Consider the following 10,217-nt stretch of genomic DNA (forward strand, 5'->3'; position numbering starts at 1 on the left):
CGTGCCGCGGAGAACCGGGGGATGGACGTCAGGTGGGGGACCTGAGTACAGCCTAGGAAACGGGTGAGTGTTCGCGCATTGGGGTTTTCCCCAGTATCGGCATAGCGTTGGGTCTATGAGTACTGGTGAGCCGAGCGCGACGAGTACTCGGCGAACCATCGTGGCGGTGTTCTTGGCCGGAGTTTCGGTCTTCCTCGTGCTCTATGAGACGCAGGGACTGCTCCCCGCCATCCGCGGCGCCTACGGCATCGACGCTCCCACCGCGAGCCTGACGGTCTCTGCCACCAATGTTGCCATGGCCGTCTTCCTCATCCCGTTCTCCATGCTCGCCCCGCGCATCGGGCATGCCAGGCAGATCGCCGGCGGCGTGGTCCTGGCCGCAATCCTCGCGCTCATCCTGCCGTTCATGCCGAGCCCCGAACTGCTCATCGCCGTCCGCTTCCTCCAAGGCGTGGCGATCGCCTCGGTGCCTGCCACCGCAATGGCCTATCTTTCGCTGCGGCTGCCGGCGAAGGCACTGCCCGGCGCGATCGGCGTCTACATCGCCGGCAACACGATCGGCGGACTCGCCTCCCGGCTCCTGACCGGTCTTGCCGCGGAGGGCCTCGGCTGGCACGGCGGCCTGGCGTTCACCGCGGCAGTCTCTCTGGTCTTCGGGCTCATCGTGGTCTGGCTGCTCCGCCACGATCTCTTCACCACCTCACGAGTGATCGCCGCCCGCGAATCGTCGGCGACCGAGCTGGAGTCGGCGACCACGCCGGAACCGTCGGAGACAGCGGAGACCGCACAGCCGCCTCGGCGGGCGATCATTCCGCTGGGATCGGGGCTGTGGCGGATCTACCTCACCGGCTTCCTGTGCATGATCGTCTTCGGCGGGTCCTTCACGATGCTCGGCACTCGGCTGCAGCACGATCCCTGGCGACTGAGCGAAGGTGCGGTCGCACTGTTCTTCCTCATCTACCTCGTCGGCACCGTCGTCACCACGTATTACGGTCGGTTGGTCACGAAACTCTCGCGCACCTCGTTGACGCTGATCGGCATGGTCACAGCGCTTGTCGGCGCCGGACTCACTCTCGTCGACAATCTGCCGGTGATCGTCATCGGCATGTCCCTGCTCACCGGCGGTTTCTTCCTCGGCCACACGGGCGCATCCGCGTCAGCCAGCGCCTCACGGCCCGGTGTCGACTCCACCCGATCGGCGGCCATCTACCTCACCGTCTACTATCTGGGCACCAGCCTGGGCGCCTGGCTGTCGGCGGTTCTGTTCACCGATTTCGCGTGGCCGGGCGTGGTCGTCATGTGCATGACCTCATTGTTCGCCGTTCTGATCTTGACGTTGACCGGGGCTTCGATAGGGTTCAAGAAACGCAGCTGATCATTCGTTCAGCTTTGGAACCGGAGGACTTCATGCCCCACGCAGCACATTCGAACGTCACCTATACGATCGACCGGGGGGTCGCCCATGTGGAGATCGACCGCGCCGAGAAGCTCAACTCACTGACCAGAGAGGTGTTCGAGGACCTCGTCGAGGTCGGCCTCGCGCTCAGGGAATCGACTGAGGTCAGGGCCGTCGTGCTCTCCGGTCGCGGGCGGGCATTCAGTGCTGGCCTGGACTTCACCGAGATGTCCAGGCTCGCGGAGGAAGGCACCGCGACGACCTCCGCCGAGGCGGGTGCGGGATCCGAGTCATCGACCGAAGGCGCCGTCGACGTCGGTGAGCGGCTCGGGTCCGCTCGGGCACTGGCGCAGAAGGCAGTGCACGTGTGGTCCCTGATCGAGGTTCCGGTCATCGCCGGGCTCAGGGGTCCGGCGCTCGGCGGCGGGATGCAGATCGCGCTGGGCACGGACATCCGCATCGCCGGACCCGACGTCCAGCTTTCGCTGATGGAGATCAAATGGGGGATCATCCCGGACATGTGCGGGACCCAGCTGCTGCCGCGCCTGGTCGGGCCCGGAACGGCGAAGAAGCTCATCGCCACAGGCGAGGCAATCGGCGCCGAGGAGGCGCTGCGGATCGGTCTCGTCGAAGAGCTGGCCGAGGACCCGGTAGAGCGAGCTCTCGAACTTGCCGCCGACATCGCGGGGAAATCACGTTCGGCACTCGTGTGGGCGAAGAAGCTCGTCGACCTCTCCTATGAGGCCGACTTGGCCACGGGTCTCGATGCGGAGCAGGAGGCGCTGGCCTCCCTCATCGGCACCGACGAGCAGCGCGAGGTCGTCACGGAACGACTGGCGCGCATGGCCAATCGGACGAAGGGCTGAGGCGCAGCGAGGCAGTTGTGATGTGCGGACTGCTCACCCGCGACGGGCTGGCGCGGCTCAGCCGTGTCTGCCGGGGAACTCCGGGCGGACCGGGTCGATGCTCCGTTCGGATCCGACCACCTCGGCGACGGTGTCGAACGTGTCGAGCTCGCGCATGAGCACGAGTGTTGGGCGCATCAGCTTAAGACGCTCCTCGGCTTCGGCGGTCAGGATCTGAGCCACCGACATCCATTCACTCGAATGCGCCTCGGTGGTCTGATGACGGGCCGACTCAAGGTCGCCGGCCGAAAGCGCGTAGAAGTAGGTGTCGAATCGCTTCGGGCGCCCTGCCGGGGTCACCCAGTTCGCCCACGGCTTCAGCCCTGCCGGGTCGAGCACGGCTCCTGTCTCCTCTTCGACCTCACGCACAGCGGTGGCGAGCAGGATGCGCCAACCATCGGCCACCTCGGCGATGGTGGAGTCCTTCCACGCTGCCTGATGACTCTGCGGATCGGGGACTGCGATGGAGGCTGCGGTCTGCTCATCGATGGGATCGACGCGGCCGCCGGGGAAGACGACGACGCCGGCGGCGAAGTCCATCGTCGACACCCGGTGCTGGACGAAGACCTCGAGCCCGGTGGCACCGTCGCGGATCATGAGCACGCTGACGGCGGGCTTGATCGGCACGGCCGAAGGGTCGGGCACATCAGGTCCGCGGCTGGAGGAATCGGCGAGGTCCGAACGGTCGGACCCCTCGGGGGAGATATCTCGAATCACTGTCAGCACCTTCGCCTCTGTGTCTGGTCGTCACCTTCCATTATGACTGTGACTGTTGTCCTCGGCGGAGGCGGGGTGGGCCGCAGGGCGATCTCCTTGGGAATCATGCGGCAGGATACGATGGTGCCAGACGAGGCCGACGGCGAATTTCTCAAGGCAGCTTGAGCTCTGGTGCCTGAGAGTCTGAGCGCGGCACCCGGCGTTGACGGCCCGCAGACCGGAAGAGTAAGGACATGACCGGATTGGAGAACTATCTTTTCTTCTCAATCGATCAGGCGTGGCCAAACTGGCTGATTTTCACACTTCTGGCGATCGACATGATTATCCGCATCGTTGCGCTGGGCTGGATTCCGCACAACCGCAGACCATCAGTCGCGCTCGGCTGGCTGCTCGCAATCTTCCTCATCCCCTACGTCGGAATTCTCGCGTTCCTGCTGCTCGGCTCAGCGAAGCTGCCGAAGAGGCGGCGGGACAAGCAGGTGCTCGTCAACGACATCTTTCGGGACCAGACCGATGATCGGGCGATCATCGGCGACTCCGCCCAAATGACCGAACCGCTGAGCACCGCAGCGCAGCTGAACTTCGAACTGGGCGCGCTGCCGATGACGCACGGCAACGCCTTCGACCTGCAGATCGACAACCATGCCTGCATGGAGGCGATGGCCGACCAGATCGATGCGGCCACCCGGTTCGTTCACTTCGAGTTCTACATCGTCGCCATCGATGACACGACGAGGCGGCTCTTCGAATCGCTGCTGGCCGCGCACGAGCGCGGGGTTCAGGTGAAAATCCTCATCGACCATCTGGGGTCACTGGGATATCCCGGCTATTCGGATCTGGTCAAGCGGCTCAACTCATCGGGAGTGGCGTGGCGCCGAGCCCTGCCGATCCGTCCCTGGAAGGGCGAATACCAGCGACCCGATCTGCGCAACCACCGGAAGATCCTCGTCGTCGACGGCGAGGTCGCCTTCACCGGGTCGCAGAACATCATCGACCGGTCCTATAACAAGCGACGCAACCGGCGGAAGGGCTTCCAATGGATGGACTTGTCGCTGAAGTGCAGCGGCCCAGTCGTCGATGAACTCAATGCGGTCTTCATCACGGACTGGTATTCGGAGACGGGGGAACTCTTCGACGAAGCCTCGCAGGAGGAACCCCGGGCACCGCAGAACGGCGGCATCCAGGCGCAGGTGGTGCCGTCGGGACCAGGGTTCGAAGACGAGAACAATCTGCGTCTGTTCAACCACCTCATCTACAACGCGAACCGCAGCGTCGTCGTCTGCTCACCGTACTTCGTGCCCGACGAATCGCTCATGCACGCGCTCACGACAGAGGCCCGGTCCGGGGTCGACGTGCGCCTGTATGTGGGGGAGACGAGCGACCATTGGGTGACGCAACGGGCCCAGCAGTCCTATTACGCTGATCTGGTGCGAGCCGGTGTCCGGATCTTCCTGTACCACGCCCCGACCGTTCTGCATTCGAAGTTCCTCATGATCGACGATGAAGTCTCGATCATCGGATCCTCGAACATGGATGAGCGATCGTTCGCGATGAACATGGAGGTCACTATGTTCATCGTCGACAAGGAGTTCACCCAGCGGATGTACGACCTCGAAGCGCAGCGGTACGCGCCGAACTCCGTCGAGCTCGACGCCGAACGCTGGAACGGTCGGCCGCTGCTGCACAAGTATGTGGAGAACGTCGCCAGGCTCACGAGCTCGCTGCTCTGAACTGCACCGGATATGACAACGCTCCCGCACACCGATCAGTGTGCGGGAGCGTTGTCTTCTCAGAGCCTCAGGTGTCTTCGGAGAGTCCGGATGGGCCTTCGTCATCGAGATCGCGCATGGGGTCTGCGACGACATCGTCCTTGACCTCAGGGGTGCCGGTGGACGTGGCACCTGGGGTCCCAGCCGACTTGCTGCCCGCGGCGCCTGCACCTGCTCCTGCCGCACCGGCTCCTGCGGCGGAGTTGACCTTGTCGGCTGCTGTCTGCACGGCATCGGCGACGGCCGGTGACTTGTCGCGGATCGACTGGTTGGCCTTCTCGACGGTGTCCTGCACTCGCGGGTCGGCCCAGAGATCCTGTGCCTGGGCCTTAAGCTTTTCGTAGCTCTGACGTCCGGTGCGTGATCCGAGCACGTATCCGACTCCCAGACCTGCCAGGAGAATCAATCGCTTCTTCATTTTCCTGCTCTCCTTCTCAGCTTGCCGTGACTGCATGCAACACGTGTGAGTGCGCAGACCGACGACGATCGACGATCGTGCGCATCGGCACAGTGCCCTGGTTCACCACCTTATACTGCCGATGGTTCCACAGTGAAAGGACATCGTCTCAGATTTGTGGAGAAGATACAGCTCTACGGCGTTCAGTCCACCGTGGGCTGCTGCTGGGTGATGCAGTGGATCCCACCGCCGCGGGCGTAGAGTTCGCGTGCATCGACGCCGACGACCTTGCGCCCTGGGTACACCTTCTCCAGGACGGCGACCGCTTCGGCGTCCATCGGATCGTCGAAGGTGCAGGCGATGACCCCGTCATTGGTGACCAAATGGTTGACGTAGGAGTAGTCGACCCAGTCGTCATCATCGCGCAGCACCTCGGGGGCCGGAATCGGCACGACGTGGAAAGGCTGGCCTTCGGCAGTGGTCTCGGCGGTGAATCGGGTCTTGAGCTGTTGACTGAATTCGAAGTCCGGGTGCTCGGGATTGCGCTGATCGTGGATGAGGATGACGCCCGGGCTGGGCATGGCCGCGACGATGTCGACATGGCCGCGCGTGCCGAAGGTCTGGTTGTCGCGGTAGAGGCCGTGGTCGAGCCAGATGACCTTCTTCGCCCCGATGGTACGGGCGAATTCGGCTTCCACCTCGGCCTCGGTCAGGTCGGGATTGCGGCCCGGATCCAACTGCACGCTGCGTGTGGCCAACACGGTGCCCTGTCCGTCGACGTGGATGCCGCCGCCCTCATTGCGCAGCTGGGAATCCACGATCGGGACGCCTGCCTGGTTCGCGACGAAGCGCCCGATGTGCTGATCGTGATCCCACTTTGCCCACTCCTGGGCACCCCAGCCGTTGAACACCCAGTCCACCGCGTGCAGTGCACCGTTGTCGTCGACGACGAAGCTCGGTCCGATATCGCGCATCCACGCATCGTCGAGTTCGGCATTGACCACAGTGATCGGATGGCTGATCCCCTCGCCGAGGTGGCGGCGGGCATTGTCCGTCTGCGAGGTCGAGACGACGACGGTCACCGGAGTGAACTCGCTGGTGGCACGCGCCACCGCGGCCCAGGTGCGGCGTGCGGCTTCGGCCTCGTCCTCGGTGTCGCCCAAGGCATAGCCGGAAGATGGGAATGCCATCCAGATGCGGTCATGGGCAGCGGTTTCCGCGGGCATGTGAAACGTCATCGTTCATCCCTTCGAGTCTGGCTGACTGTTGAGCCTCGTGGTCGGTTGAGCCTCGCACCGCAGTGAACCCTCCCCGGTGCCGCAGACAGCAGTTGGCTTGTCCCGAGTGTAGCGAGGTTCGGCTCGTGGGGGTCAACGGATTCCGTACCTCCCGGGACCCGTCTGCGGCGGGGGGAGTCCGTATAGTCTGGCGTGGAAGACAGGACGCCTGGAAATCAGGGTTCGAACGCGCCATGGGAGGCAGCACGTGGAACAGCAGGATCTGCAGGAATTGTTCGGTCGGTCCGGGACCGGTCCGTTGGCGGGAGTGGTCGTTGCCGACTTCTCGCGGGTGCTGGCGGGGCCCTACGCGACGATGATGCTTGCCGACCTCGGTGCCACAGTGATCAAGGTCGAGGGCAGGACCGGTGACGATACACGGCACTGGGCGCCACCTCGGCGAGGCGAAGATGCGACGTATTTCCTCACGGCGAATCGGAACAAGCATTCCGTGGTCCTTGACTTCAAGGACGATGAGGAGCTGGGCCTGGCGCAGGAGCTGGCCAGACGGGCCGACATTCTGGTGGAGAATTTCAAAGCCGGCGGGCTGGCGAAGTACGGGCTCGACTACGACGCCGTCAAGGCCGCGAATCCGGGCATCATCTACGCCTCGGTGACTGGATTCGGCAGGGACAACCCGCAGCCCGGTTACGATCTGCTCATCCAGGGACTGTCCGGTTTCATGAGCGTGACCGGTTCGCAGGAGTCGGGCCCGGTCAAGGCAGGGGTCGCCGTCGTCGACGTGTTCACCGGTTTGCACACGACCGTCGGCATCCTCGCCGCGCTCGCCCACCGCAAGGACACCGGTGAAGGGCAGCTGGTGGAGACGAATCTTCTGTCCTCGGCACTGTCGGGGTTGGCGAACCAGACCTCAGCGTACGTGGCCGGCGGTGTCGTCCCGCAGGCGATGGGCAACGCCCACCCGAGCCTGTACCCCTACCAGCCGATGCCCACCGCCGAGGGGCAGATCATCATCGCCGTGGGCAACGACAACCAGTTTCGGTCCCTGGCCGCGGTGTTGGGCCATCCCGAGTGGGCCGAGGATGAACGCTTCGCGAACTTCTCCGACCGCAATGAGAACCGGGCCGAACTCGAGCCCGAACTCATCGCTGCGCTGAGCGAGAAGACGAATCAGGAATGGTTCGACATCCTGTCGGCCGCTGGTCTGCCGTGCGCTCCGATCAACACGATCGCCCAGGGCGTCGACCTGGCGACCTCTCTGGGTCTCGAGCCCGTCGCCGAGGCGGGGGCCGGGGAACGTGTGATCCCGACGGTGGCAAATCCGATCCGTCTGTCCCAGACCCCGCCCAGCTACGATCTCGCGCCCCCGCAGCTGGGGGAGAGTACGGAGGCAGTCAAGGACTGGCTGCGCAGCCAGCGCTGAGTGCAGTCATTTCACCGTCATTACCCGGGTCATACCCGGAGTCATGCCCAGTGCTGCCCGTGTGCCGGCTCCGGTTGATGCCAGTTATGCGTTCCCACAGCTGTTCGCGCAGGTCGGGTTCGTGAAACACAGGGGATGCTCGGGCTGAACTTCCGGATTCACTGACGTACCCTAGAGTCTGTATGAATGCACCCTAGCCACTGGGGAGATCCTGAGCAGTCCAGTTCTGGTCAAGGCGGATTTCGCAAAGTGGCGCACCAGATTCCAGGACTGAGATGGACACAGACAAGACTGAGACGAAGGCCGCCAAGCGGCCGGTCGTCAAACGCGTGCTGATGGTTGTGGCCATGCTGCTGACAGCGTTTCACCTGCTCGCAAGCTTCCTTTGGATAGCTCCGTCGTCGACGGCGCGGGAAGTCTTCCCGGGGAACCTCCTCTCCGAGTACATGATTCCGTTGTGGGGGCAGTCATGGAGCGTCTTCGCTCCCGAGCCGATCAATGGCGACTACTACTTCGATGTTCGCGCGGTCGTGAAGACTCCCGACGGTGGAGAAGAGGTCACTGATTGGGTCCGCGCCACCGATGTCGAACTCGACCATTCGACCTACAAGCTCTTCCCGCCACGCTCGGCCGGATTGGGCATCGGGGTCGCCTCCGACATCAAGGGATCGTGGGAGGACCTGCCCAACGACCAGAAGGCGATCGTCAAGCTCGACTACTTCAAAGGTGCTGATTCCGTCGACCGGTTGACGACGAAGTTGGAAGAGTACGACGATCCCGACGGCGCCGTTGACGGATATCTGGAGAGCGAGCACCTGGCCACCGCCTATGCGACTCAGGTGGCCAAAGCGATCTGGGGCGAGGACGTTCAGCGCGTCCAGTACCAGGCGTCGAGACAGAATGTTGTGCCGTTCGCACAGCGCAACAACGACGGTGCCGAACGGCCGAACGTTCAGCCGGTTCCGGTCGGCTGGCGAGCACTGGTGACAGAACCACACCAGTCCGATGAGGAGTTCGCGAAGTACTTCTGTGCCTCCGACGAAGTGAGGTGCGCAGATGAGCAGTGACAAAGACACCCGCGTCAAAGGTGAAGAAGTCAAAGGTGAAGACATCGGCGTGCACGGATCGCAGTCCGGGAAGACAGCGCAGACGAAGACAGCAGCGTCGACGAAGGCTGCAGCGCCTGGCAAGAACCTGACGGCTGAATCAGGTGCGACCTCGCAGACGGCAGCGGATTCGAACGAGCCTATTCCGATCTCTTCCCGCGTCCTTGGGAGTATCTCGCGGGGCTGGAACTGGCTGGAGGAGATGCTGACCGGTCGCTATCACGCGACATACGGCCTCGCGGTGACTCGTATCCTCATCGGCGTGACCGGACTCGGCCTGCTGCTGACGAACTTCAATGCCAGGCACTATGCCTTCGGCGTGGGCAGCGCCTGGAACGGGGAGATCGCAGAACCCAAGAGCGACTTCCCGAACATCTGGCTGTTCTCGCTCTTCCACAGAGCGGTGACCAACCCGCCGCTGTTCACCGCCATGATCATCGGTCTGGCTATTCTCGCCGTCGTCATCATCCTCGGATGGCGGACCCGCATCGTTCTGCCGTTCTACCTGGTCCTGTGGGTGAGCTTCATCGAGCTCAACGACGGTGCCGGTGATCAGGGCGACAACGCCTATCGCATGTTCATGATCGCGATGCTCTTCGCCGACACCACACGGCGGTGGTCGCTGGACGCCAGACGAAAGAGACAGCAGAACCCGGAGTTCCCCGAGGCCGACGGCGGCAGCTACCGCTGGGCCCTCATCATGGCCAACAACCTCGCGATCGTCGTGTTGGCCTTCCAAGTCTGTGCGATCTACATGTCTGGTGGACTGTACAAGGCGGGCGGGGCCGCTTGGCAGCACGGATTCGCGGTGTACAACCCGCTGCACACCCAGCAGTTCGGAACCTGGCCGGTGCTCTCGGACCTGCTCACGGCCTGGGGGCCGATGGTCGTCGCCGTCTCGTGGGCCTCGGTCCTGTTCCAGTGCGCGTTCCCGTTCATGCTGTTCAACCGTTACACGCGAATCGTCGGCCTGGTGGGCATCCTCTCCTTCCACCTGGGAATCGCCCTGCTGATGGGACTGCCCTGGTTCTCGCTGACGATGATCGCCGTCGACGCCATCTTCATCCGCGATCGCAGCTTCGAAAAGCTCCACAGGCTGGTGGGGCGCTGGTGGGCGTCGACGACCGACGGCATGGAACGCGCGAAGGCGAAGTCATCGCGCTGACCGCGTAAGCGTCGTGAGTGCGTTGCATCTGAGGCTCGCGGTCTGCGGAAACGTTGGTGAATCAACAGTCGAAGTCAGACTGAGTGGGTTGCAACCCACTC

10 protein-coding genes are annotated in these 10,217 nt (G+C 63.6%); 7 read left to right on the forward strand and 3 right to left on the reverse strand.

Translation table 11 applies throughout. The features are described 5' to 3' along the window. Positions 1 to 115 precede the first annotated feature (115 nt). Both ACE03M_RS14780 and ACE03M_RS14785 read left to right on the forward strand, forming a co-directional pair. The gene (locus ACE03M_RS14780) at positions 116 to 1,375 is read left to right on the forward strand and encodes an MFS transporter (protein ID WP_485934771.1); all 1,260 of its coding nucleotides are present in this window, start codon (positions 116 to 118) and stop codon (positions 1,373 to 1,375) included. A gap of 32 nt (positions 1,376 to 1,407) precedes the next feature. Then, the gene (locus tag ACE03M_RS14785; protein WP_143923934.1) at positions 1,408 to 2,262 is read left to right on the forward strand and encodes an enoyl-CoA hydratase-related protein; all 855 of its coding nucleotides are present in this window, start codon (positions 1,408 to 1,410) and stop codon (positions 2,260 to 2,262) included. Positions 2,263 to 2,319: 57 nt separating this feature from the next. Here ACE03M_RS14785 and ACE03M_RS14790 read toward each other — a convergent pair whose 3' ends face one another. Continuing rightward, positions 2,320 to 3,018: an NUDIX hydrolase gene (locus ACE03M_RS14790; RefSeq protein ID WP_485934773.1), complete on the reverse strand. Its 699-nt coding sequence runs from the start codon at positions 3,016 to 3,018 to the stop codon at positions 2,320 to 2,322. Positions 3,019 to 3,060: 42 nt separating this feature from the next. Here ACE03M_RS14790 and ACE03M_RS14795 point away from each other — a divergent pair, with 42 nt between their 5' ends. Both ACE03M_RS14795 and cls read left to right on the forward strand, forming a co-directional pair. Further along, positions 3,061 to 3,183 carry a hypothetical protein gene (locus ACE03M_RS14795; protein WP_485934775.1) on the forward strand — a complete coding sequence of 41 codons (123 nt, stop codon included), beginning with the start codon at positions 3,061 to 3,063 and terminating at the stop codon, positions 3,181 to 3,183. 68 nt (positions 3,184 to 3,251) lie between these two features. Next, positions 3,252 to 4,748, forward strand: a complete 1,497-nt coding sequence (cls, locus tag ACE03M_RS14800) for a cardiolipin synthase (RefSeq protein ID WP_485934776.1) — start codon at positions 3,252 to 3,254, stop codon at positions 4,746 to 4,748. 67 nt (positions 4,749 to 4,815) lie between these two features. Here cls and ACE03M_RS14805 read toward each other — a convergent pair whose 3' ends face one another. Both ACE03M_RS14805 and ACE03M_RS14810 read right to left on the reverse strand, forming a co-directional pair. Continuing rightward, the gene (locus ACE03M_RS14805; protein ID WP_186293189.1) at positions 4,816 to 5,205 is read right to left on the reverse strand and encodes a YtxH domain-containing protein; all 390 of its coding nucleotides are present in this window, start codon (positions 5,203 to 5,205) and stop codon (positions 4,816 to 4,818) included. Between the two features lie 182 nt (positions 5,206 to 5,387). Beyond that, positions 5,388 to 6,422 carry an agmatine deiminase family protein gene (locus ACE03M_RS14810; protein WP_485934777.1) on the reverse strand — a complete coding sequence of 345 codons (1,035 nt, stop codon included), beginning with the start codon at positions 6,420 to 6,422 and terminating at the stop codon, positions 5,388 to 5,390. A 247-nt stretch (positions 6,423 to 6,669) separates the two neighbouring features. On the opposite strand from ACE03M_RS14810, the gene ACE03M_RS14815 reads away from it, so the two are divergent. From ACE03M_RS14815 to ACE03M_RS14825, 3 genes are all read left to right on the forward strand, one after another. Beyond that, the gene (locus tag ACE03M_RS14815; protein WP_485934778.1) at positions 6,670 to 7,845 is read left to right on the forward strand and encodes a CaiB/BaiF CoA transferase family protein; all 1,176 of its coding nucleotides are present in this window, start codon (positions 6,670 to 6,672) and stop codon (positions 7,843 to 7,845) included. A 275-nt stretch (positions 7,846 to 8,120) separates the two neighbouring features. Then, positions 8,121 to 8,912 carry a DUF5819 family protein gene (locus ACE03M_RS14820; RefSeq protein WP_485934779.1) on the forward strand — a complete coding sequence of 264 codons (792 nt, stop codon included), beginning with the start codon at positions 8,121 to 8,123 and terminating at the stop codon, positions 8,910 to 8,912. After that, on the forward strand, positions 8,902 to 10,116 hold the full coding sequence (locus ACE03M_RS14825; protein ID WP_485934780.1) for an HTTM domain-containing protein: 1,215 nt from the start codon (positions 8,902 to 8,904) through the stop codon (positions 10,114 to 10,116). The genes ACE03M_RS14820 and ACE03M_RS14825 overlap by 11 nt, the downstream gene beginning before the upstream one ends. Positions 10,117 to 10,217 lie beyond the last annotated feature (101 nt).

Source organism: Brevibacterium sp. AGC70 (genome assembly GCF_057334195.1).